Origin of the sequence: Capnocytophaga sp. oral taxon 863 str. F0517 (genome assembly GCF_000466425.1) — a bacterium.
Lineage (GTDB): Bacteria > Bacteroidota > Bacteroidia > Flavobacteriales > Flavobacteriaceae > Capnocytophaga.
Window position 1 is genome coordinate 57,921 of record NZ_KE992152.1, and the last position, 25,074, is coordinate 82,994.

A 25,074-nucleotide genomic window follows, 5' to 3' on the forward strand; every position below is an offset into this window, starting at 1 on the left:
ACTATTACTTACAGAAAATAGGATTGGTGTTTGTTTAAAGGATATTAGGGGTTAGTGTAAATACATCTTACATGTTAAAATATAACTAAAAAAGCGTGCAAAAGAGCCTGAAAAGCGCGCAAAAAGCGTGCAAAAATCCCGCAAAGCGCGCAAAACATAGAATAATGTCTAAAGAAGAAAAGTATAAAAAAGAGAGCAAGTTCCTCAGTTTGGTATTGCGACACCACCCTGAGGCAATTGGTATTACCCTCGATGCGCATGGTTGGGCTGAGGTAAATATACTCATTAAGCATATGAAGCGTAAATTCCCAGTGTTCAGCCTTAAAATGTTGGAAGAAATCGTCGCTACAGATAACAAACAGCGGTATGCTTTTAGCGAGGATAACACAAAAATACGCGCCAATCAGGGACATTCGATTGCTGTAGAGTTAGAATTACTACCCCAAATACCCCCCGAATGTTTGTACCACGGTACTGCCAGCAGGTTTGTAGAGAGCATTCTCAAAAGCGGACTCCAAAAGCAAACACGCCAGTATGTACACCTTAGCAATGATATAGAAACAGCCACTAAGGTAGGGAGCCGACATGGCAGCCCTATAATTTTTAAAGTAAATACAATGGCAATGTATAATGAAGGTTTTACTTTCTATCTCTCTGCCAATGGAGTATGGCTCACGGATAAGGTACCACCAAAGTTTTTGGAGTTAGTTGAGTCGTAGCATATTAGGTAAGTGAGGCAATTTGCCTCCAAAAGTATAAAAAATAGATGATAAAAATGAGAAAAATTGTATTGACCCTACTTTCTTTGGCGGCTATAGCCTGCCAAGAAAAGAAAGCCCCCACTACAGCAGCGGCGGAAACGCCACAAGTGGCTCAAGAAAAAGCCGTCCCAACGCTGACCTACTCTAACTTAGTGGATACACCTACTCAAGAAAAAGTGCAGCAAGCCCTTATAGCAGCTGGCATATCTGCTTCTAATGCTTCCGCTTTCTTGGAGAGTGTAGCACTCTTCAACCAAACCGCTGGAGCGAAAGCAAACCTTGTCCCAGAGGGCTTTGTAACCATTGATAGCCTCCTGCCCAAGTATGATGAGGTAGCTATACAAACCGACTGGATGGCCAAATACTCTACCTTTCAGGGGTATAATTGCCGCTTGACTTCCTTTACCCTTTTGCGTGATTTGATCGCTTTTCCCGATAAGAAGTTTGCCAGCAAGGGAGAAGATGAGGTGCTCTTTATAGACCGTGAGTCTTTGCGCAATGCTCCTAAAAAGCTCTTTACCCCAGCCGAGGAAAACGACTTTTTTGCGCTCTTTACCGAAGTGCCTACCACCAATACCAAGGATATCCATATCCATTTGCAAGCCATGCAACGTGCATGGAGGGAGCGTGGTATCACTTTCCGCTATAAGGACGACCCTACCAAGGCATCGCTTATCTCGGCTGTTTTTCATTCTCAAATCACCCCTGAGGAGAATATGATTTTTGTGGGGCATGTGGGGGTATTGGTCCCCTTCGAAGGTAAGCTGCTCTTTGTGGAAAAACTCGCTTTCCAAGAACCCTACCAAGCCATTATCTTTGCCAACCGTACTGAGCTAAGCGATTACCTGATGAACCGCTACGATGTGGAATGGGAGCAACCCAATGCGATTCCCTTTATCATGGAGAATGACTCCCTGATGGACGGCTATCGCCCTAACCCTTATAAAGGAGCGAAAAGTGAATAGTGAAAAATGAATAGTTACTTCCCTAACCCCTATGAAAAAGATATTCCTTATCCTTTTAGCCTTGGGGCTTTTTGCCTGCAAGCAAACAACTCCTATCACTGAGCAGCCTATGAGCCCAGAGATAGAAGCAAAGCTCTATGAACTCCTCAAAAGAGTACCCTATACCTCTCATGAAGACCCTGATAGCGGATTTTTCTATAGTGGCAGTGTTGTAGATACCGCCGCACGTCTGGATCCTGTCTTTGGGAGGGTGGACATTTCTCTACTCCCCAAGACCATAGAGTTCAATCCCTATATTTTGAGATTTTTTACCTATGACCAGTTACTACTGAGTGAGCACCTCACTCCAGCGATACATAAGCTCACTCCTGAGGAAATCGCTCGCTATTTTGATGTATATATCTCGGCTATAGACAACCAATACTTTACAGGAGAAAAAGGAGAAAAGGCCAATCCTGAGAAGGGTTCTGTCTATCTTCCTTTTAAGGAGGTAACCTATTTGCTCAAAGATGGCGTATGGAGCAAAGGAGCCACTTTCTCCGCTACTACAAGAGAAGAAGTCGGAAACCTTGTGATCAACCAAACAGAATATATGTTGGGCATCATTGCCCCTTACAAGGATATCTGTCAAGTGGATAACCTCAAAGAACTATCCAAGAGAATCATTCGCTTGGGAGCATATGACTTAGAACAACGGCTCTATGGTTGTGACCTCAATGGGGATGGTAAGCCAGATCACCTCTTTTCCTTTGTCGAACAAGAGGATAGTCCTAATGCAATTAGAAAGGTCGTATTGCTTCTTAGTCAGGAAGGAGAACATAAGTATAAGCTCCTGATAGCACCTGATTTTTGTTATAAGGACTGGCCACTTCACCAAATCGTCTGCAAAAGGGAATACTTTACCTTGGAGTTCAAGGGAGACAATTTTCCGGCGGAGGCCTATATCACCTTCAAGTACAACAAACATGCAAATGATTTCTTTCTCCATCGCTATGGGTATATTGACCTAAGCAGAGGAGAACAAGGGGCTAAAAAGGAAGTACAACTTACAACGAAAGACTTTGGAGAGGTTTACTTTCAAGATTTTTATATAGAAGAATTTGACCATATGATTGATAGCCAATTCTCGGGCGAAGAGGAATAGAAAACATTTTAATGATTGGATAGAAAGATTGAAAAGATAATTATGATTTAACTTTTTTATTTTAAACTTTCTTTGTAATTTTGCTCTTTAAAACAAGAAATTATGGCGACAACAACGATACAAGCAACGATTGACAATGTGGATATTCCCCTATTTCAAGCCCTTTTTGAGAAGTTTAGGGTTAAAATGACTGTAGTAGATACCCAAAGAACTTACCCCATAGAAAAGGCTATACCTAATAAAGAAACTATAGAGGCTATAGAAGAGGGGAAAAAATTGATTGAAAAACACAAAAAGGGTCTTATAAAGGGGCATAAAAGTGCTGAAGAATTGTTCAATGAAATATTGTCAGAAGATGAATGATATAGAAGAACAAGAAGAGCATTTGTATGAATTATATTATGCTACAATATTTAAAAAAGAACTCAAGAAATTTAAAAAACAACCTAATAAAATTGAAAAGATATTAGCTGTTGTAAAACTATTAGAAAAGGGAGGAGTCTCTGAGATTCCTAAGAAGATGAAACCACACATGTTGATAGGACAATATCAGGGATGCTTAGAGTGTCATATAGAGGGAGATTTACTCCTTATATGGCAACAAGATGATGAAGAAATGGTAATTGTATTGGAACGATTAGGTTCGCATTCAGAACTTTTCAGTTAATAGAAGAACTCAAAACTAACAACTCAAAACTTAATAGCATATGAATAAAATTCACTTGTATTCCTGCCTAGCCCTAATGGTGGCTTGTGGCAATCCTACTAAAAAGAACGACATGAAAGCAGAAACAACTGACAAAGGACTTGATCTCTCGGCAATGGATACCTCTGTGCGCCCGCAAGATGATTTCTATAGCTATGTCAATGGAGGGTGGATGAAAACCGCTAAAATCCCAGCCGACAAACCCTCTTGGGGTACCTTCTATATGCTCCGTGAGGAAACCGATGAGCAGTGCCTCTCCCTTTTGGATAACCTCCTTAAGGAAAGCTATCCCGATGGTTCCGAAGGACAGAAGATCCAAGCTATTTACAAAACCTATATGAATATGGATGCCCGTAATAAGGCAGGATTGGAGCCGCTTCAGCCTTATTTGAAGAAGATTGAAGCTATCAAGACCTTGGCCGACTTACAGGCTTATTTGGAAGAGGTGACTCCACTGGGAGCAAACCCTATCTGTGGCTGGGGGGTCTATGCTGATATGAAGGATTCTAACCAAAATGCAGTATATTTGAGTAATTTTGGCTTAGGGCTTGGTCGTGATTACTACCAAAAGCAAAGCGAAAGCAATACCGAAGCTATTAATAAGTATCAGCTCTTTGTAGCCGATATTTTCAAGCTCCTTGGTGACCCCGCTGCTGATGAAAAGGCTCAAAAACAGGTCGCTTTTGAAAAGGATTTGGCCAAACTCATGCTTACCAATGAGGAAGATCGCGATCCCAATCTTAGCTACAACCCACAGACCATGGCGGAACTCTCCAAATTGGTAAAAAACCTTCATCTTCCTGCCTTGCTCCAAAAAGTGGGTGTGAATATTGATAAGGTAATTGTAGGGGAAATACGTTTGTACAAAGAATATGACAAGTTTGTCAATGAGAAGAACCTTTCTTTACTTAAGGATTATCTCCGTTATAACTTAGTGGCAAGTAATGCAGAAAATCTTAACGGAGCTTTGGACGAACTTTCCTTCAACTTCTATAGCAAGTACCTCAATGGACAGCAGGAACAACGCCCCATGAATAAGCGTGCCCTTTCCTTGATCAATGGAGTTGTAGGGGAGGCTTTCGGGAAGCTCTATGTAGAGAAGTATTTCCCTGCTAAGGCCAAAGAAGAAATGGTAACACTGGTGGATTATCTTAAGAAAAGTTTCGCCGAGCATATCAAGAACGTTACTTGGATGAGTGATGAGACCAAGGAGAAAGCACTCCATAAGCTTGGTACTTTCACGGTAAAAGTAGGCTATCCAGATAAGTGGGAGGATTACTCTAAGCTGACCCTTTCTGCCGATGCTTCGCTCTTTGATAATTTAGTGAAGGTAACCCAGTGGGCTTATCAAAAAGAGTTAGACAAAGTGGGTAAGCCTGTGGATAAAACCAAATGGGAAATGACCCCACAGACAGTGAATGCCTATTACAATCCGCTCTATAACGAAATCGTGTTCCCTGCGGCTATTCTGCAAGCGCCATTCTTCAGCTTTGAGGCCGATCCTGCGGTGAATTTCGGAGGTATAGGAGCGGTAATCGGCCATGAGATGACCCACGGCTTTGATGATAGTGGTGCCCAATTTGATGCGGATGGAAACCTACAAAACTGGTGGACTCCTGCCGATAAAGAGAACTTTGATAAGGTAACCAAAGCCTTGGCGGCTCAGTTCGACAAATATGAACCTGTGAAGGGTATCTTCGTCAATGGCACCTTTACCAATGGGGAAAATATCGCTGACCTCGGAGGGGTGAATATTGCCTTTGATGCGCTCCAGTTATATCTCAAAGACCATGGTGCTGTAGCTGATATCAGTGGGTATAACCAAGATCAACGTTTCTTCCTCTCTTGGGCAACCGTATGGCGTACGCTCTCTACGGATCAGTATATGATCAATCAGGTAAAGACAGACCCTCATACCCCAGGCTATTTCCGTGCTTTTGCTCCTCTGACCAATGTAGAGGCTTGGTACAAAGCCTTTGATGTAAAAGAAGGTGATAAACTCTATCGCAGGCCAGAAGACCGCGTAAAAATATGGTAATAGACTCTAGTGACCAATACTAGTGCCTAATAAAAAGAGAAGTGACGAGTGACTAATAACCACTAAGGGATTAGTCACTCGTCACTTGTTATTTGTCACTATTATTGTTCTCTTGTATAGAACCAGATGTCAGGATTCTTGGCGCTAACCCAACCTATGTAACCATTATTATAATCATACATGATATAGGGAGCATTGTTGGTGAAAATTTCTACCAAAGGTGCCAAATAGGGGTAGTACTTCCAATTGGTGTTTTGGTCAATATTGCTCTTCTCTACCATATTTAATTGGTTGGTAGCACAAGCTACCCCGAGGTAATCCATATTGAGGACAACATTCACATTGGTACCTCGACCTCCAGAGGTAGGGGTACGAGTAATACGGAAGGAAAAACCTGAATTATTATCTTGTTTTCCAAAATATACCAATGGATTAAGATCCTCTCTCACCCTAACGTTGTTCACGGTACGGGTACGTCGCTTTATGCTATTATAGGCCGTTAGCATAGCATCACAAACGTAGTTGGTAGTGAAGTTGATGGAGGTACGTTTGTTAGTGAAGTTGTACGGTAAGCGAGGTTGGTTAGGGGTAGTGAGAAAGCTTATTTGGCCATCCTTGGTACTTACCCATCGGTATTGGGAGCCATCTTGGTTCACATCGATGACCTCGTAGGGAGCATATCGGATAAGAGCCTCTACGATGGGATATAGGTTGGCAAACACATTCCAGTTGAGACTACGCACTCCTTCTACAATATTCACCTGATTGGGATGTCCTGCTACAGGAAGGAAGTCCAAGGTATAGCGGGTTTTGGCATCAGTCCCTTGATAGAAGCTAAAGGCAATAGAGCGCTCATTGGAGACGGAGCCTATACGTACTCTCGGGTTGGCACTATAGGAGTAGCCATCATAAGAAAAGTTCTTATACTGGTCAAATAGTCGGGTAAAGGTGGTATTAGCCGAGCAGTCATCAGCGGTAAGATAGAACCAAAGCGAGCGGGTATTAAGGTCGTAGGGTAGGGTATAGCTAAGGGCACTCCTATAATTACCATCGATGGTGGAGAGCTCTTGGTAGTCCTCCGAGAAGGCCAGTTCGGTAAAGGTATAACCTGCTATGGTAGTGGGTTCATAGAGCTTTAGTCCTCGATCGCTATAAGCATAGGCCACCTTTTGAGTGTTCCCCTCTACAGTTAGGCTTAGCTGATGAAGTGTAGGGTGGAGGGTAAGCTGAACTTGTTTTTCGTTAATGGTCATTGGAGCAATACCAACAGACTTCAAGCGAGAAGCGCGCTCACGTATTTTTTCTAAATAGGCAGTTCTATCCCCTTCGAAGCGGCTGAGGGTGACTAAGTTGTTGGAACGCTTACCACGAAGGGTGAATACCCCATCCTGGTAGGACTGCAATTCGAACTGGTTGTCCCCTTCCTTTCCATGAGGGAAAAGGAAGGATGGTTCTACAAAGTAGTGTAATACCTTATTGTAAGTATCGAAAGAGAGAATGGTTTTCTCGCCAAAGAGGAGGGAGAAATCGGAGGTATCTGCCTCTGGCACCACTTCGGAGACAGCAGTTACCTTTCCTTGGGCGAAGGACACCAATACATTGTATCCACCATAAGACTGATTTCCTCCCGCATAGAGGGTCAATAGCCAGCCATTGGGGGCGTTCTCAAGTGTGGAGACATATCTGTCAATGGTTTCGTTAGTGCGTTGTACATAGCTGCTATCCTTTCCATAGACAGCATCTTCTTTTTGATCACAAGCCCCTAAGAGTAAGAGGGCAGTAAGGAGTATATAGGTTTGTTGTTTCATAATTACCATTCGTATTGAGAAAAATCTTTGGTTTGCAAGAGGGCATGTCGCCTATGGATTTCATCGCGGAGGGCATCAAGGTTAATATTCCATTCCCCTTGGAGGTAGTTCTTGACCATAGAGATCTTCTGTTCCAAGATTTGCTTTCCGGTATAGGTAGCCTCTGTGTTATTCTTTCCATTGGCTTTCTCGAGTTCCTCTTCCCAGATGAATCCTTTTTGATATATAGCCCTTTTCCAAGTGTTGTAAGCGGTATCATCCAGTCCATCACCATTGGCATCATGTGCTGTATCCGCAGCCGGACAGTCACATTGGTTCTTTTGGTAGTAGATGATATAGCGGGCGATGGTCTCCACAAAATCCTCATGGATATTATCGCTGGCATAAGCACTGATAAAGCCTGACTTGAGGTAGGTCTCTCCGCGCCAAGCACGAGTCCAACCCCCTCCTTTATAATCAGCTATGGAGAGTTGTTCAAATTCCTTAGGCACTACCTTCACTTGTTCTAAGAGGTGAGACGATTCGTGATAGATCAGTCTCAGTACTCGGTTGTCTATATTCTTGATCTCGGTAGGGTCGCTGGTATTGGGATTCATATGATTGATCCCCAATATTTCTATCTTTACAGCATTGGTAGCCAGTCCATTATAGGCCGTACCGCGGTCGGAGAAAGCACGAGAGCCTATGAAAACCAATTCCTTAGGGGAATAGTTCTGTAGGAAGCCCGTAGGGGTGAACATGGTATAAGGCTCATAGTACATGTACTTGAGGAAGTTAGCCATTTGTAGGGCTTTTTCCGAAGAAGGTGGAGCCACATAGGGGAACATATTGCGGCTGATATGGTCTTCGGAGAAGCGATATACCATATTCACATTGTAGGGACGGGTGAATTTTGCTATGATATATCGGTCTAAGTCTGTTTGGAATTTCTTTTCTGCTGGAGAGGAGAATTCCACTACACTTTTGTCTTTGTTAGGATTGTCTTTGTTCAGCTCATCCTTATTACAGCCTATATAGGAGAAGGCAATCAGCAGAGGGAGGTACCATTTTATCTTATTCATAAGCTTTGTTTTTATCGATCATTTTGTTGCATTCCTGCCGCTACTACTTCTACAGGAAGGGGGAGGGAGCGGCGTTTGTCATCTTTGGAGAGTACGGCTTTCACATAAGCGGTTCCCTCACTGTTGAGTTGGTGTCGATAGATTTCGATACCATAGCGGCGGATATCATACCAGCGCAGCCCTTCGCCAAGGGTGAGCAATCTACGGCACTGCAAGAGGAAGTGAAGTAGGTTCTCTTGGGTACTATCTATAGCAAAGTCGGGATAGAGTCTTTTCTTCTGAGTGGCTCGACTTAAGAGGGAATGCTCATCATATTCGCTATAGGCAATATCGCTGTAATGGCGGATGATATCTTCTTGACTGAATTCTTGCCCTGAAGTAAGGTAGTTTTTGGTGAATAACTTCAGGTCGGCTACCCCTTCTGCATACTTCTGTTGGAGGATACGAGCCTCGGCACGAACCAAGAGGGTTTCGTCGGTAGAGAAAAGGACAATTTGAGATCGGTTATCTACATAAGTAGGATACTTGGTATAGATATATTTGCTAATTTCAGTACGATAGCGTTCAAAAGGTTTGTCCTTGTAGTTATTCGGCCTCCATATATTTTTCTCATTGCGGAAGGTTTCTCTTAGACAGATCGCCTCTCCGTGGCTGAATCGTCCTATGATAGAAGCCCCATCTATATAAGCGGTGGCGTTGGTATTAACCGTAGCGAGCATGAGGTTGGCATCGATATCATCACGAGTATATTCCTTAGCATGAGGGTCTTCTCCAGAGAGAGGTTGGAAGGCTGCCCAATTGCGCAGTGTGGTAGGGGTTTCTCCCAATACAGCAGTGGCCATCTGTTCGGCTTTGTCCCATTTTTGATAATAGAGGAAGAAGCGTGCGGCGAAGGCCTGTGCTGCCTTTTTGTTAAAGTGTAATTTGGGCACCTTGTAATAACTATCATTGATTAGCTCAAGTCCTTGGGTAAGGTCTCGCTCGATACGTTGGTAGACATCGGCTACCGTATTGCGAGGTCTTTGAGCTTGGAAGTCATTGATAGGCTCCTCTATATAAGGAATACCGGGGTCAGTGGTACTGGTTTGGGTATTATAGTGTTTGCCAAAAAGATTGACCAATACAAAATGGGCATAAGCACGTATGGTGAGCGCTTCACCACGAGCAGCCTGTAGGGTAGGGGTATTACCACCTAAGCGGTCGATAGCCTCTAAGGCTATATTGGCATGATAGATCATGGAATAGTTGTCATTCCAAAGATTGCGCAAGCCATCACGGGCACCATATTCGTGAAAGTCTCGATCCCAATAGACCAATTCTTTGACAAAAGGTATAGTACGACGGTTATTTTCCCCGATGTCATCTATATTATCAGAGGAAAACTCTGTAACTACGGCCGCGGTACGATTCGGATAGGCATTGACTAAGAGTTTCTGTATCTTCTCGGGTGAATCCAGTTCTACACGACTGTCCGGATTCTTGTCTAAGAATTTGCTGCACCCTACTAAGCTAAGCAATAGTAAGGCAAACAAAGCTATGTAATTTTTTTTCATAAAATATCGTTATTAGAGGGTTATAGTCCTACACGCAAGCTAAAGGTGAGTTGCTTGGGATTGGGGACAAAGGTAGTGGCGGTAGAGTATTCAGGATCTGCCCCATTGAGCTTCTTATCGGCATAGAGTAAGAAGAGGTTGGTGGCTTGTAGTTTTACTCCTAATCGCTTTATTTTCATGCTTTTAAGCAGATCTTTGTCAAAATCATAGCCTATAGAGATTTCTTTCAGGCGGATGAAGTCTCCTTTGGCAATGCGTACATCAGAATAATTGTAAGCAGTGTAGGCATATTGCAGATTAGGCATTTGGTCTCTTTGGTAAGGGGAGGCAATCGCAGGTATTTGGGTAAGGTGCTCATCACCAGGCTGCATCCAGCGGTTGGCAAATTCCTTAGGCAGTGCTAAGGCATCATTGTCATAATTGGCCTTAAAGGCGGTAGGTAGGCGTAGTACATTGCCAAAGGAATAAGTTAGCAATACATTGAATGAAAGTCCCTTATAAGTAAAGAGGTTACCGAGGCTACCCACATCGGTGGGTATGGTTGTGCCGGAGTAGGTAAGGAAGTCCAAGTTCTCTCTCTGGTCGAAGCGGAGTCCATCGACAGTGGTATTACCATCGGAGTCCGCAAAGGTAGGAAGCCCGTTGCTGTTGAGCCCTCGGAAAGGAATAGAGAAGATGGAGCTTACCGGATAGCCTTCCTTGGAGAAGCCACTACCGCGCACCATATCGGAAATGGAAGCATCCACATAGAGCTTGGTAATTTTGTTCTCATTCTTGGCATAGATAAGAGTTGTAGTCCAAGAGAAGTCCTTGAGCTTGATATTTTGGGTCTGTAGGCTCAGGTCTAATCCGTAGGATTTCATTTCAGCCACATTGCCCACTCTTAGAATATTTCCACTGAGGCCTTGGGTAGGCACACGGCCTATTAGGTCATAGTTGTATCGGGTATAGCCATCGAGGGCAAGATTGATGCGGTTGTGGAAAAAGCCCATTTGTACACCTATGTTCAGCTCTTGTTTTTTCTCATAGGTAAGGTCATGACTTGCTGGCTCACTGATCTTAAGGGCTGTTTCACGGGTACGAGTATTGCTACGCCAAGGAACATCCCCCATGATCTTCACCAAGGAAGTAGGCGCATTAGGGCTCTCAGGGATTACCCCAAAGGAAGCCTTAAGGGCTAACTGAGAAAGGGCTCCTGTATTCTTAGGGAAGAAGGCCTCCTTGGTCACATTCCAAGAGAAGGCGAGGTTCCAAGTAGGCATCCATCGGATGTAGTGAGAGGCGCCGAATTTGTTAGTACCATCGTATCGGAGGATACCATCCAAGGTATAGCGATCTAGAAAGGTATAAGAAGCATTGGAGAAGATCCCAACATTGCGAGTGGTAGTATGGGCAACGGTATAGTAGTTGGATGACTTGCTCTCTTGTAACTGCTTGAAAGCCTCATAAGAGAAATAAGAGATCTCTCCTAGGTCATAGATCATTCCAAAGAGCCTTCCCCAGTCTTTGCTGCGATAAGTGTCGTTGGTTTCCATACCGCCTAAGAGCTGGAGCTTGTGCTTTCCTTCGCTAAAAGCATCTTTATAGCTCAAGGTAGCACGGAAATCTTTTCCAGAGAGGAAACTCTCACTTTTCTCACGGATTCCCCCTTCAGGAAGTACAGTACGTTTTACATCGAAATCATCATAAGGATCTTCGTATAGAAATTCATTGTTTTTGAGCATATTTAGGTTATCCGCGGCACGGTAAGCCTTAGCTATATTGGAGTACTCGGTTTGGTTGAGTTCGTGGGAGGCACTTTGGTACTTGATAGCTCCTAGGGCTGTGGCCTCCACTTTTGGGGTAATGAGCCAGGAGAGCTGTCCTTGTACCTTAAGATCGCCTACATGAGTATCGGTATAGTTGTTTTCCAGCTCCTCGAAGATATTCATAGGTGCATAGCGATAGCGATAATAGGCCTTAGGGTCAAGGGTACGAGAGGCATTGATCGCATAAGAATAAGGATTGAGTCCCAGTTCGGAGGACACCTTTCCGGTCAAAGGATCTACATCTCCAGGGGTACGCCCTTTGCGATAAGCTCCATTGAGAATAAGATTGAAACGTACCTTGGAGCTAAGGCGATAGTTAGCATTGAGATTGGCCGTATAGCGATCATTATGACTAAACTTCATCCATCCTGGGTCAGAAAGAACACTAGCAGAGGCGTAATAGGAAGCCTTGTCGGTACCGGTGGAGATACTTACAGCGTGATTCTGCATAACCCCTGTTTGGAAGAGCTTGGCCAGCCAGTTCGTATTGCGGTATTCGGCAGCTCTAAGGAAAGCGGTTTTGGCCTCCTCAGTATTTTCCAAGGCGAAACTACCATCAGGGCCTATGGTGTTGAGCAGCTCGTACATACGGCCGAACTCTCCTTTGTAGCGACGATTGGTAAGGGTCTCATAGGCAAAATTACCTCTACGATACATCTCCATAAAGAAGTCCATTTGCTCCTGAGAGTTCATGATATTGAAATTGTCATAGGAGGGGATCATTCTGAAGGTGGACTCGTTGGTATAAGTGATGTTATTAGTGCCTTTGGTACCTTTTCGGGTGGTAACAGTCACCACTCCGGCTACAGCACGAGGCCCATAGATAGAGGTAGCGGAGGCATCTTTGAGTACCTTGAAGGAAGCAATATCGTCGGAGGAGAGACCTCCGAGCGCAGAGGCGATGAGCAGCTTGGCATCGGAGGAGGAGAGCGCATCGGGGGAGAGATCGACCCCATCGTCAAGGATTACTCCATCCACAACCCATAGCGGTTTGCTATCACCATAGATAGAGGAAGGCCCTCGCACATTGGTACGCGCCACGCCCTGAGAAGAGGTGGTAGGCTGAGGGCTTGCCTGAGGGGTCTCCATTACCACATCCAAGGTAGTAGAAGTCCCTAAGGGTCGTTCTATATTGCGGTATCCCAGAGCAGAAAATATGATAGTGCTACCCTCTTTGACAGAGAGTGAATACTGACCCTGTGCATCTGTCAGGGTAGTCGAGGAAGTTTCTCCTTTGAGGGAGACAGTCACTCCAGAGAGCGGTCGTCCTTGCACATCTTTGACGGTTCCTCGGAGTGTGTGTTGCTGAGCCCAGCTGTGAAAGCTGCCCAGTAACACCCATAACAGGCAAACACTTGTCTTTATTTGCATATATATCAGTTTTTGTTTTCACAAGGCAAAGATACGAGAAACAATAAAAATATAACGTTAAAAATATTTAAATTATAATGTGTGAAGTAATAAAAATAATAGGATAAAAATCATTAGGGATAGAGCTGTGTAGATCATATAATAAAAAAAGCTACCCATCTTAGGTAGCTTTTTAGATAACTTTAAACTATAATAATATGATTAACCCAATTCAGAAGAATTATTTAAAAGTTGGTCTACAAGGACTCGAACCTTGAATAACAGAACCAAAATCTGCTGTGTTACCATTACACCATAGACCATCTCTCAATTGCGGTGCAAAGGTACAACTTTTTTTTTAATCTGCAACACTTTCGAGAAAAAAATAGAAAAAATTTTTTCTCCTGATTTTATTAGGTAGTTCAGATAAAAATGCTTAACTTCGCTCCGTTTTTTTAAAAAGATAAAAATGGACTTACAGAAGCACTTTCATAAGTATAATCTCTTTGTAGGATGGGGGGTCTTTCTCATCGCCTTGCTTACCTATGGACTGTCGGTGGAGCCTACCGTAAGTTTTTGGGACTGTGGGGAATACATAGCTACTTCGGCTAAGCTGGAGGTAGGACACCCACCGGGGGCGCCTTTCTTCCAGATGGTAGGGGCTTTCTTTGCCTCTTTCTCGCCTTCGCCAGAGATGACTGCGCTTTTTGTGAATTTCATCTCGGTGTTCTCCAGTGCTTTTACTATATTATTCCTTTATTTTATTATAGTCAACTTCACCCAAAAGATTGTTCTTGCTAAGGGGGATACCCTGACCAATGGGCAAGTAATTGCTATATATGGCAGTGGGGTAGTGGGTGCTTTGGCTTATACCTTCTCCGATAGCTTTTGGTTCAATGCTACCGAAGCAGAGGTGTATGCCATGGCGATGCTCTTCATGTCAGCTATGTTCTGGCTGGGGCTTAAGTGGACGGACAATCTCGATAGTCCTCGTGGGGATAAGTGGCTGTTGCTCATCGCTTTAGTGGTAGGACTTTCCTTTGGGGTGCATTTTATGGCATTGCTTACCATCCCTGCCATTGGGATGCTCTACTTCTTCCAGTCTCATTTTAAGAAGAATGTGAAGAACTTTATCTTGGCCAATGTGATCTCTATCTCGATATTACTATTGATATTCAAGCTGATACTCCCTTATACTTTGGCCTTGTTTGGTCATACGGAGGTCTTCTTTGTCAATACATTACACCTGCCTTTCAATTCGGGAACTATCTTCACTGGCGTATGGATTATAGCTGCCTTTGCCTTTACCTTGCGAAAAGCCCAAAAACATCAGAAGCGTTTGCTACAGACCGCTACGCTTTGTTTGCTTTTTGTTTTTGTTGGTTTTTCCTCTTGGCTGATGATTCCTATTCGCTCCAATGCGGGAACGGTGATCAACGAGAACAGCCCTACCGATGCTCGTTTGCTCTTGGCTTATTATAACTTGGAACAGTACCAAAAGACCTATCTTTTCAAGGGGCCTATGTACTCCGACCAGTTTGCTCCTCCGGTAGACTATACCGATGAAAAGCCTAAGTACGAGCGGGACTACAAGGCTCATAGGTATATCATCGTCAATAACTATAAGGATGCCTTGGAAGCCCCCAACCCCAATCATATAGGGCTATTGCCCCGTATGTGGAGTGGGGAGCATGCGGCCAACTATATGAGCCTGACTACTCCGCTGAAGTATAGAGTCAATCCTAAATATATGGGTAGCCAAGAGGTGGAGTATATGAACCAAGAGTTGCAAGCGGCTTTGTATGCAGGTGATCTGGAGAAATATACCAACAAACTCCGTGACTATCAGCTTTTCTTTATCGTAGAGAAGCCTTCTTTCTGGGACAATCTAAGTTTTATGTTCCGCTATCAGTTCGACTATATGTATTTGCGCTACCTGCTATGGAATTTTGTAGGGCGTCAGGACGATATACAAGGGAAAATTAGCAATAATCATGGCAATTGGATTTCAGGAATTTCCTTCATAGACGAATGGCATACAGGTTATCCACAGGATCACCTTCCTTCCGATGCACAAAATAACCGTGGACGCAATACCTATTTCTTTTTACCATTGCTATTAGGATTGGTAGGTTTGTTCTTCCAGTTCTCCTCTAGCAAACGCCAGTGGTGGGTGGTCTCCGTGCTCTTCCTCTTTACAGGCTTGGCACTGAAGGTCTATCTTAATGAACGGCCTTTTGAGCCTCGTGAGCGTGATTATGCCTTGGTGGGCTCCTTCTTTACCTTTGCCATCTGGATAGGGATGGGGGTATATGCGCTTTATTCGCTTTTGCAGGAAAAGTTATCTTCCAAATGGATAGCCCCAGGGGTAGTGCTCTTGTGTGTTTTGGTAGTACCTGCCCGTATGCTGACCGAAAACTGGGATGACCATGACCGATCTAATCGCTATACCGCTCGTGCGCTGGGTAAGAGTTACTTGGATTCGGTTTCCAAGGATAACGGAGCGATGATCTTCTCCATAGGGGACAATGATACCTTCGGGATGTGGTACATGCAGGAGGTAGAGCACTATCGTACCGATGTAAGGGTTATCAATACCTCTCTGCTGGGAACCGATTGGTATATTGATCAAATGAAATGTAAGGCCTACACCAGCGATCCGATTCCCTCCCAGTTGGAACACCGCCAATATGCCTATGGGGTGCGAGATGTGATCTACTTTGATAAGAAAACTAATAGTACTTGGCCTATAAAAGACCTTATGAAGTGGGTGAGCAGTGATGATCCTAAGGATCAATTAGAGAAAAAACGTGATAATGCGCCCTCTATCTTCTATTCCAGCTATCCTATTAATAAGATACGTATCCCTGTCAATAAGGAAAACGTTCTTAAGAGCGGGATTGTAAAGCCTGAGGATGCGGATAAGATTGTCGATTATATAGATATCAGGCTTCCCTCATATGGAATGGGTAAGAATAGGCTTCTGATGCTGGATATTATAGCCAATAATGACTGGAAACGACCTATTTACTTCACAGGAGGTAGCTATAGTGATGAGGAATATATTTGGATGCGCGATTACCTACAGCTCGATGGAATGGCCTATAAGTTGGTGCCTATTAAGACTCCTATTGACAAGGATAATCCTTATGATATGGGGCGTATAGATGGAGACCTGATGTATGATATTGTCAAGAGCTGGGACTGGGGGAATATGGACGATCCGAATATATACCATGATCCTGAAACCCGCCGCAATACTATTGTGTTCCGAGGCAACCTAGCTCGCCTTACCGAAACCCTTATCGCAGAGGACAAATTGGATAAGGCCAAAGACATCATTGATATAGCCACCACGCGCATTCCTATCAACCATATAGGTTATTATTTCACCTTGGAGCCTTTTATATCAGGCTATTATGCAGTGAAAGAGCCGGAGAAGGCGCGCCAGCTATTCCTTGAGGTAGCACGCAAGTATCAGGAAAAAGTCGAGTATTACCTAACCTTCTCTCAGCTAAACTTCATCAGACTTTCCGATGAAATTGCCTATGACCTAAGGCGTTATCAGGTATTGCTCCTTTCGCTTATAGAGGATAGGGCATTCTCCGAGGAACAGAAGGCCATCTATGATGATTATATAGATCGCCTAAAAAAATTAGGAAAGGCCTACGGCTTTGCCACCGAAGAGGAACCGAGCGCGAACGATTAGGAAGACTCCTTACAAGCTCCTGATACAGAGGACTCCACTAATTTAGGCCTCTGAGAGAATGGTAGATAAGATTTTGAAGAAAAAAGCCTCTATTTAAAAAATAATTAGTACCTTTGTAGCGTAAAAGGTAAGCGAAAATAGCTCAGTTGGTAGAGCGCAGCCTTCCCAAGGCTGAGGTCGCGGGTTCGAACCCCGTTTTTCGCTCTTTCTTAATAATCATAGCTATATTTTTCATCTGAAAAATGTAGCTTTTTTCTTATCTTCTTCATAAGGTAAACACTCTTATTACTGTTTTTATGTCTTGTTACTGTTTGGGCAACTTGTTAGCTACCTCTGCAAGGGATTCCTTACTTAACACACCTTAGCATCATGGAGGATAAGATTTTTAAGGAAAGTAGGTCTTTTATCTCAAAAATAATTAGTATCTTTGCCCCATAGAATAGTTAGGTTATGAATGCTTTAGATATAAATTCATCTATTTTGGAGAAAGCAAGGGGTTGTGAAGAGGATAATAACCTGAATGAAGGTCAGTTAGAATTACTTTATGCCCAAGAAGAAGAATGGAGAGAGCGGATGAAACACACTGATTTAGAAGCTCTTTTTGAACGACTTAATGAGCTTGTTCCCCAAGAAATAGAAATAGATGTAGAGGCTGCAAAGTTTGATTATCTTATGAAGAAATATTTGGCATAAAGATGAAAAGAATTTTTGTAGATACTAATGTGCTATTAGATCTCTTATTGAGGCGTAGGAATTTTAGTAAAGACGCAGGAAGACTATTTAGCTATTGCAAAAAGAAAGATATAACACCACATATATCATCTTTGTCAATAGCAACTATAAACTACGTCTTGTCTAAAATTTTTTCTGAGAAAGAAGTAAGAGAGAAGTTGGAGATTATTTATCAATTAGCTTCTATTCTTCCTTTTAATAAAGAAATAGTTTTTTCAGCCCATCATTCTTCTTTCAAGGATTTAGAAGATGCTTTTCAGTATTTTACAGCTAAAAAATATAATATTCCTGTTATAATTACGAGAAATCAGAAAGATTTTTTGGTAGACGATATTTCAATAGTAGATATCAAAGAGTTTTTCAATACCTTGGCAAAATAATTATTGATATTTAATGAACTCACTTAATATTACTTCACAAACTCCCTTAAGTCGTATCTGCGAGAGCTACGAGGGGATATTCTTTTTTAATAATACAATAGCTATATTTTTCGTTTGAAAAGTATAGCTATTTTTTAAATAGGTAATACAATATGGATATTAGAAATTTCATCTTACATCAAAAATTTGAAAATATAGATAAAGAAGTTGAGAGAATTGAACGAGAAAAGCAAAATAATGGGTTCAATCTTTTTACTATTTCTTCTTATAATTCTTACTTAGAGAACTTTCATAGTGATGTGATAGCTCTTTTACTGAGTCCAAAAGAAAGACATCTTCAAAAAGAAAAGTTTTTTAAGTTGTTTTTATCTTTTTTGATTGAAAAATATGGTGCTATTATTGATGAAAACAATTATCAGAACTATCAAGTTTTAAGAGAGAAGGGTAAAATTGATATTTGGATAAAAGATGAAACTTCTAAAAGATGTATCATTATAGAAAACAAAATCAATGATGCTGTGGATATGCCTAATCAAATAGAAAGGTATTATGATTATGCTTCTGAAAAAGGGTATTTAGTGGACAGTATTGTCTATTTAACTTTAAATGGAAAGAAAAATGCTCCAAAAGTAGGAAAAAAAGAAATAGATGACAAAATAATTGATATTGTTGCCTTTGCAAAAGATGAAAAAAATCTTTGTAATGGTTGGCTCTTTAATTGTTATATAGAAGCAAAAATGAAAAATGATGACGATAGTTCTACTTTTATTTATCAATATATGAAACTTATTAAACACTTATCATTAATTGTTATGGATAACGAATTGAAAAAAGATTTCTATGAAGTTGTAAGTGATGAACAGAATAGAAAAAAAGCACAAATATTAGTCTCTCTTTTAAACGAATTACAGCCTTATAGAATGGATTTGTTTATGGAGAAAATAGGAAAGGATTATGCGCCTTTTACAAACATATATCGCTATAGACCTCATCATCAGCTTTTTGAAGGATATGAAGAAAGAGGGATAGTCTATAAATTGGATGTACATTTTTATGAAGATAAATCTTGTTTAGACTTTTGGTGTCCCAATATAGAAGAGGATAAGTGCACACAATTTATTTCTGATAGACTTTCAAGGATACAATTGCTTGAAGAGTTTACACTAGGAGGATTTGGAGGAGGAATGTTCAAATGGTTTACAATAGAAGACTATCATAATATAAAAGAAATAGATAAGGCTGTATATACTTTCGTACATAACTTTTTCGTAAAACTTAGAGAAACACACAACTCATAATTAGAACAAAGAAAAAATGCCAAAAAGAAACGACCTCAATTGTGTTCTGCTTATAGGGTCAGGACCTATTATTATCGGGCAAGCCTGCGAGTTCGATTACTCAGGCTCGCAATCGTTACGCTCTTTGCGCGAAGACGGTATCAAAACCGTACTGATCAACTCCAACCCTGCTACCATTATGACCGACCCTTCCATGGCGGATGTGGTCTATCTCAAACCCCTTACCACTAAATCATTGGTGGAAATCCTCAAGGCTCACCCCGAAATAGATGCCGTACTGCCTACTATGGGCGGACAGACTGCCCTGAACCTTTGTATAGAGGCAGACGAAAAAGGTATTTGGAAGGACTTCGGAGTGGAAATCATCGGGGTGGATATTGATGCAATCCAAATCACTGAAGACCGCGAGAAATTCCGAGTGTTGCTTGACGAAATAGGAATCCCTATGGCTCCTTCGGAGACCGCTACTTCCTTCCTCAAAGGGAAAGAAATTGCCCAACGCTTTGGTTTTCCACTCGTAATACGTCCGTCCTTTACCTTGGGTGGTACAGGAGCTTCTATCGTTTATAAAAAAGAGGACTTCGATATGCTGCTTAACCGTGGTTTGGAGGCTTCTCCTATCCACGAGGTGCTCATTGATAAGGCACTTTTGGGCTGGAAGGAATATGAACTGGAACTCTTGCGCGATAAGAATGACAATGTAGCCATTATCTGTACCATTGAAAATATGGATCCTATGGGTATCCATACGGGTGACTCTATCACGGTAGCTCCTGCAATGACCCTTTCCGATCGCACTTTCCAGCGTATGCGCGATATGGCTATCAAGATGATGCGCAGCATAGGTGATTTCGCCGGTGGTTGCAACGTACAGTTTGCCGTATCTCCTGATGAAAAAGAAGATATCATCGCTATTGAAATCAATCCACGTGTATCGCGTTCGTCCGCCTTGGCATCTAAAGCAACCGGTTATCCTATCGCTAAGATAGCGACGAAATTGGCTATTGGCTATCATTTGGATGAATTGCAAAACCAAATTACCAAATCCACCTCCGCTTTCTTTGAACCTACCTTGGACTATGTGATCGTGAAGATACCGCGTTGGAACTTTGATAAGTTTGAAGGCTCAGACCGTACTATTGGCCTGCAAATGAAGTCGGTAGGGGAGGTCATGGGGATAGGTCGTTCTTTCCAAGAAGCCTTACAGAAAGCTACCCAATCGCTCGAAATCAAGCGTAATGGTTTGGGAGCTGATGGTAAAGGAGAGAAGAACTACGAACAAATCATTGAAAAACTTACTTACCCCAGCTGGGATAGGGTATTTGTGATATACGATGCCGTACAGATGGGTATTCCGCTAAGCCGTATTCATGAAATCACCAAGATAGACATGTGGTTCCTCAAACAATACGAAGAACTCTGTGCCCTTGAGAAAGAAATATCCAACTATAAGATAGATATACTACCTAAGCAGCTCCTTTTTGAAGCTAAGCAGAAAGGCTTTGCCGACCGACAAATAGCTTATATGCTGGGTTGCTGGGAGAGTGAGGTACATAAGAAGCGTGAGGAGTTGAATATACGTCGCGTATTCAAATTGGTAGATACCTGTGCAGCCGAGTTCAAGGCGCAGACTCCTTACTATTATTCTACCTTCGAAGCGCCTATCCGCACCGCAGACGGCAAGGAGTATGTAGCCAATGACAGTGTGGTTACTGACCGCAAGAAGGTAGTGGTACTCGGTTCAGGGCCTAACCGTATCGGGCAGGGGATTGAGTTTGACTACTGCTGTGTACATGGGGTATTGGCAGCGGAAGAATGTGGCTATGAGACTATTATGATCAACTGTAACCCAGAGACGGTATCTACTGACTTTGATACTGCTGACAAGCTCTATTTTGAGCCTGTATTCTGGGAGTATATCTATGATATTATCCAACATGAGAAGCCTGAAGGGGTCATCGTGCAGCTCGGTGGACAAACCGCCTTGAAGTTGGCCGAGAAATTAGACAAATATGGTATCAAAATCATAGGTACCAGCTTCCAGTCGCTCGACTTGGCAGAAGATAGAGGTAGTTTTTCAACTCTGCTGAAAGAGAACAATATTCCTTACCCACGCTTTGGCGTAGCTGAAACCGCTGATGAAGCACTGAAACTCTCAGACGAATTGGACTTCCCGCTACTGGTGCGTCCTTCCTACGTATTGGGCGGTCAGGGTATGAAGATTGTTATCAACAAGGAAGAGCTGGAAGCCCATGTGGTAGACCTCTTGCGTAAGATACCTAATAACAAGCTCTTGCTTGACCACTATTTGGACGGCGCCATAGAGGCCGAAGCCGATGCGATATGCGATGGCGAGAATGTGTATATCATTGGTATTATGGAACATATAGAGCCTTGTGGTATCCACTCGGGCGATAGTAACGCGACCTTACCACCGTTCAACTTGGGTGAGTTTGTGATCCAACAGATCAAAGACCACACCCAGAAGATAGCCTTGGCACTCAATACCGTGGGGCTTATCAATATACAGTTTGCTGTAAAAGATGATGTAGTGTATATCATCGAGGCCAATCCACGTGCTTCGCGTACAGTACCGTTTATCTCCAAGGCCTACCAAGAGCCGTATGTGAACTACGCTACTAAGATTATGCTCGGTGAAAAGAAGCTAACAGACTTCTATTTCAACCCGCACTTAGAGGGCTTTGCTATTAAGCAACCTGTATTCTCATTCAACAAATTCCCGAATGTAGATAAGAAGCTCGGCCCAGAGATGAAATCCACTGGTGAAAGTATTTTGTTTATAGATAGCCTTAAAGATGATGCTTTCTACGATATTTATACAAGGAGGAAGATGTATTTGAGTAAGTAGTCGCAAGACTTACTGATTGATAAAAATACTTTGTCAAAATCTTGATTTTGGCAAAGTATTTTTTGTATATTTGCGAGATGAAAAATATAATTTGATGTCTCGTAGTTATAGGAAAGCTATTTTTAAGGATAAAGGGATAGGTAAAAGAGCTTATCATCGTATCATAAGGAGGCATAATGGTACTATCTTAAGAACAAAGATAAAGGCTAATATCGTTTTAGATGATGTAGAAATAGAACTTGATTTGAAAGATAGTAAGTCCATTGTCAATGATTATAATTACTGTGACTATAAAACTAATTGGGAACAGAATATAACATTAAGAAATATTCTTACTAAAGAAGAATTGAAAAAATGGCAGAGAAAATAGTTTTTAAGAAAAAACAATCACGTACTATGACACTATTAAAACCTATGTTCCGTTTATTCTTCCTTCTCCCTTGTCTTGCACTGGTACAATATCCTAAAGCAATGGATTTTAGCAAACTCTATCAGGGGAAATTAGACAGTGTCGCAGTTGTACATCGTACGGGCTGGACAAAAGAAACTTCGTGGTTTGGTGCTCCAGAAGAAGAACGTATTACTGAGAAACGAAGAAGGCTTCCTCTATCCAAAGGAAAGCGATTGCTTAAAATATTGCAAGATAAAACAGTTTATAAAGAAGAATATCCTTGGGTGATTGATGTCGTAAGTAGTTTCCTTTTCTATGCAAATGGCAATGAAGTGCTTACCTTGCATTTTTCAACAGCAACCAAACAGCAGAGAATCTACAAGGGGGAAGAACTTATCTTTGCAGGAATGAGTAAAGGGAAACTTACTAAAAAGCTCATTCGTTATCTGTATCCTAATCTCTCTGCTGAAGAACTGTATATAAATTTCTTTATTCTATGGGAGGAGTTGTAACACACAGGTTGCTATTTAAAACGATAAAAACCTATTCTTATGATAAAAACCACTATTTTCATCTTGTTTATACTTATAGCCTTATGGCTTACGGGCTGTTGGGGGTATAAAGCAAAACAAAATAAGGCTAATGCTAATGCCCAGCCTGAATATAAATGGGGAGTAGCCGTGAATACCCCTATAGGTTACCCTATACGTTTTTACGCTGGAAGAGTAGGAGGAATGTCTATAATAGGTGAGCTTTACTCTATAACAGAAGAACCTGATTGGGGATGTGCTATGGGGTATGAAAGTCGTTCAATGGAAGAGTTACCCCAAAATGTAGATATGGTATGGCTGTCGTATAAAGAAGATTGTTTTTATAGGCTCAAAACCGCTATTGATTACGAAAAGATAGCAAAGCTTTTTAGAGAAGGTTTTAATCAAAGAGTACCTAATGGAGAAGTAAGACATAAAACCTATGATACTATAGTAGTGGGTATTGCCCCCGGTGGCGTAGTAGTGTTATGGGTGGGGTATGGTTATTTGCCTCTTACAGAAATAGGAAGATATCAAGCTGATAAAATAGAGCTTAGAGAACCTGAAGGATTAGACAATCACCAAAAACTTATATTTAGTAAAAAGGATAGAGAAGAGGTTTTAAATAGTAACACCATCATTCCTGAGGATTTTCGTGAGGCAAACAAAAATAAACCTATTCCCTTCGGTTTATGGGATAGTTATAGAAACCATCAGTACCAATGGTATCCTACTTTTGAAATTCCTAATGGAAAAATGGGAGATGTGCATTATCAATATTGGAATGGAGAAGGATCTTTCTTTTTTTTCACAGACTTTATAGCTTTAGAAGAACATAAAAATGTTTTTGCTCCCCAAGAATTGTATCACAATATAAGAAAACTTCCTTTGTATAAGGAAATAAGTTTTACTTATAAGGCTGAAGATGGCATAAAATATGGAGTGGGACTTCAGTTTGATTGGGAAGATACTTTAGAAGCCTATAAAAAAGTATTTGGAGAACATCCTGATGAAGTAAAAGCGCATTTGGATATTCGAATGAATCGCATCAATTCTTATCTTACAGTTCGTTTAGTGGGAGATAATGGGAAAGAGGCTTTTATAGAACCTAAATTAATTGACATAGGGGAAGCAAATCAAAAATATGCACCACCTTTTGATAACTAAAATATAAGGCTATGAGCAAAGTATATGTACGTAATTCAGGAAAACAAAAAGAAATTGACTCTGAAATAATTTATTTGGAGTTTGGACTTTTTTTTGATGGAACTACTTATCTTTTAGATAATTATGATTTAAGAAATGATTATCCTAATGCTATTATATTTTTTGAACATAAAGCTTTTGATATATACGGAAGAGACTTAGCGGGTGTTGCTAATGATATTACATCTGATAACGCGGTTATATTTGCTGAAACATAGAGAAAAAAGACTACGGCAGTTCCCCCGCTGGCGCCAGCTTGTAGCTCGTGCCTATTATAATAAGAGCTTATAGCTTACTACTTGGGTGTTTGGTAATGTATCAGATGTGTTGTTAAAATTTCAATAGCTTTACAATCAATACAATACAAAAGAACTGCCCCACTATATTCCTTTTACCCGCCATAGAGAAAAGAGTTTTTCAAGCAAGCCTATAAAGCGCTATAAATAGTGCGAGGGGAATTGGCAAATTATGAATTTTGAATTTTGAATTGGGCACAAGCTGCAAGCTTGCGCCAGCGGGGGTATTGCATTATTTGCAATGTTTCGATATTTTTGTTGCTGATTTGATAATAGATTTTGTTGAGGCTTCCTGTATTCTTCCTATATCCATTATATATCCTTTCTGTACTGAAGATATAATTGCGGTATTTTTAATAAAGTGTGTAAATGTTTGCTGATATTGCATTTTATATTAGGCAGTATTATGTAAAAAATTACTCATTTATACTTGTGTATTTAAAATAACGTGAGTTCGACTTAAGCGGCA

19 protein-coding genes and 2 tRNA genes are annotated in these 25,074 nt (G+C 41.6%); 16 read left to right on the forward strand and 5 right to left on the reverse strand.

The window, feature by feature from the left end:
- Positions 1-164: 164 nt before the first annotated feature.
- The 6 genes from HMPREF1551_RS06645 to HMPREF1551_RS06670 all read left to right on the forward strand — a co-directional run bounded on the left by HMPREF1551_RS06645 (position 165) and on the right by HMPREF1551_RS06670 (position 5,614).
- A complete protein-coding gene (locus tag HMPREF1551_RS06645) occupies positions 165-719 on the forward strand; it encodes an RNA 2'-phosphotransferase (RefSeq protein WP_034544436.1) in 555 nt (184 codons plus the stop codon).
- Between the two features lie 56 nt (positions 720-775).
- Positions 776-1,726, forward strand: a complete 951-nt coding sequence (locus tag HMPREF1551_RS06650; protein ID WP_034544437.1) for a DUF4300 family protein — start codon at positions 776-778, stop codon at positions 1,724-1,726.
- 31 nt (positions 1,727-1,757) lie between these two features.
- Positions 1,758-2,870: a hypothetical protein gene (locus HMPREF1551_RS06655; RefSeq protein WP_021628313.1), complete on the forward strand. Its 1,113-nt coding sequence runs from the start codon at positions 1,758-1,760 to the stop codon at positions 2,868-2,870.
- Positions 2,871-2,972: 102 nt separating this feature from the next.
- Positions 2,973-3,233, forward strand: coding sequence for an addiction module antitoxin RelB (locus HMPREF1551_RS06660; RefSeq protein ID WP_021628314.1), 261 nt, complete (start codon positions 2,973-2,975; stop codon positions 3,231-3,233).
- Positions 3,226-3,537, forward strand: a complete 312-nt coding sequence (locus HMPREF1551_RS06665) for a type II toxin-antitoxin system YafQ family toxin (RefSeq protein ID WP_021628315.1) — start codon at positions 3,226-3,228, stop codon at positions 3,535-3,537. Before HMPREF1551_RS06660 ends, HMPREF1551_RS06665 begins: the two co-directional genes overlap by 8 nt.
- 40 nt (positions 3,538-3,577) lie before the next feature.
- Entirely contained in the window at positions 3,578-5,614 is a 2,037-nt protein-coding gene (locus HMPREF1551_RS06670) for a M13 family metallopeptidase (protein ID WP_034544432.1), read from the forward strand.
- Positions 5,615-5,715: 101 nt separating this feature from the next.
- On the opposite strand, the gene HMPREF1551_RS06675 is transcribed toward HMPREF1551_RS06670, so the two are convergent.
- From HMPREF1551_RS06675 to HMPREF1551_RS06695, 5 genes are all read right to left on the reverse strand, one after another.
- Positions 5,716-7,422, reverse strand: a complete 1,707-nt coding sequence (locus HMPREF1551_RS06675) for a DUF4302 domain-containing protein (protein ID WP_034544438.1) — start codon at positions 7,420-7,422, stop codon at positions 5,716-5,718.
- A 2-nt stretch (positions 7,423-7,424) separates the two neighbouring features.
- Positions 7,425-8,483 (reverse strand): substrate import-associated zinc metallohydrolase lipoprotein, encoded by a 1,059-nt coding sequence (locus HMPREF1551_RS06680; RefSeq protein ID WP_021628318.1) that lies wholly within the window; start codon positions 8,481-8,483, stop codon positions 7,425-7,427.
- 11 nt (positions 8,484-8,494) lie between these two features.
- The gene (locus HMPREF1551_RS06685) at positions 8,495-10,036 is read right to left on the reverse strand and encodes a RagB/SusD family nutrient uptake outer membrane protein (protein WP_021628319.1); all 1,542 of its coding nucleotides are present in this window, start codon (positions 10,034-10,036) and stop codon (positions 8,495-8,497) included.
- Between the two features lie 20 nt (positions 10,037-10,056).
- Positions 10,057-13,215 (reverse strand): SusC/RagA family TonB-linked outer membrane protein, encoded by a 3,159-nt coding sequence (locus tag HMPREF1551_RS06690; RefSeq protein ID WP_021628320.1) that lies wholly within the window; start codon positions 13,213-13,215, stop codon positions 10,057-10,059.
- A gap of 231 nt (positions 13,216-13,446) precedes the next feature.
- A tRNA-Gln gene (locus HMPREF1551_RS06695) sits at positions 13,447-13,517 on the reverse strand.
- A gap of 146 nt (positions 13,518-13,663) precedes the next feature.
- Here HMPREF1551_RS06695 and HMPREF1551_RS06700 point away from each other — a divergent pair.
- The 10 genes from HMPREF1551_RS06700 (at position 13,664) to HMPREF1551_RS06745 (ending at position 24,527) form a co-directional block, all read left to right on the forward strand.
- Positions 13,664-16,903 carry a DUF2723 domain-containing protein gene (locus HMPREF1551_RS06700; RefSeq protein ID WP_021628321.1) on the forward strand — a complete coding sequence of 1,080 codons (3,240 nt, stop codon included), beginning with the start codon at positions 13,664-13,666 and terminating at the stop codon, positions 16,901-16,903.
- A gap of 131 nt (positions 16,904-17,034) precedes the next feature.
- A tRNA-Gly gene (locus tag HMPREF1551_RS06705) sits at positions 17,035-17,107 on the forward strand.
- Positions 17,108-17,353: 246 nt separating this feature from the next.
- Positions 17,354-17,596: a hypothetical protein gene (locus tag HMPREF1551_RS06710; RefSeq protein ID WP_021628322.1), complete on the forward strand. Its 243-nt coding sequence runs from the start codon at positions 17,354-17,356 to the stop codon at positions 17,594-17,596.
- A gap of 2 nt (positions 17,597-17,598) precedes the next feature.
- Entirely contained in the window at positions 17,599-18,015 is a 417-nt protein-coding gene (locus HMPREF1551_RS06715) for a type II toxin-antitoxin system VapC family toxin (RefSeq protein WP_021628323.1), read from the forward strand.
- A 152-nt stretch (positions 18,016-18,167) separates the two neighbouring features.
- Positions 18,168-19,313: a PD-(D/E)XK nuclease family protein gene (locus tag HMPREF1551_RS13135; protein ID WP_021628324.1), complete on the forward strand. Its 1,146-nt coding sequence runs from the start codon at positions 18,168-18,170 to the stop codon at positions 19,311-19,313.
- Between the two features lie 16 nt (positions 19,314-19,329).
- The gene (carB, locus tag HMPREF1551_RS06725; protein ID WP_021628325.1) at positions 19,330-22,182 is read left to right on the forward strand and encodes a carbamoyl-phosphate synthase large subunit; all 2,853 of its coding nucleotides are present in this window, start codon (positions 19,330-19,332) and stop codon (positions 22,180-22,182) included.
- A 16-nt stretch (positions 22,183-22,198) separates the two neighbouring features.
- Positions 22,199-22,552: a hypothetical protein gene (locus HMPREF1551_RS06730; RefSeq protein WP_021628326.1), complete on the forward strand. Its 354-nt coding sequence runs from the start codon at positions 22,199-22,201 to the stop codon at positions 22,550-22,552.
- A 44-nt stretch (positions 22,553-22,596) separates the two neighbouring features.
- Positions 22,597-23,085, forward strand: a complete 489-nt coding sequence (locus HMPREF1551_RS06735; RefSeq protein ID WP_034544442.1) for a hypothetical protein — start codon at positions 22,597-22,599, stop codon at positions 23,083-23,085.
- 39 nt (positions 23,086-23,124) lie between these two features.
- On the forward strand, positions 23,125-24,270 hold the full coding sequence (locus HMPREF1551_RS06740; protein WP_021628328.1) for a DUF2931 family protein: 1,146 nt from the start codon (positions 23,125-23,127) through the stop codon (positions 24,268-24,270).
- Between the two features lie 11 nt (positions 24,271-24,281).
- Positions 24,282-24,527, forward strand: a complete 246-nt coding sequence (locus HMPREF1551_RS06745; protein WP_021628329.1) for a hypothetical protein — start codon at positions 24,282-24,284, stop codon at positions 24,525-24,527.
- The last annotated feature ends 547 nt before the right edge of the window (positions 24,528-25,074 follow it).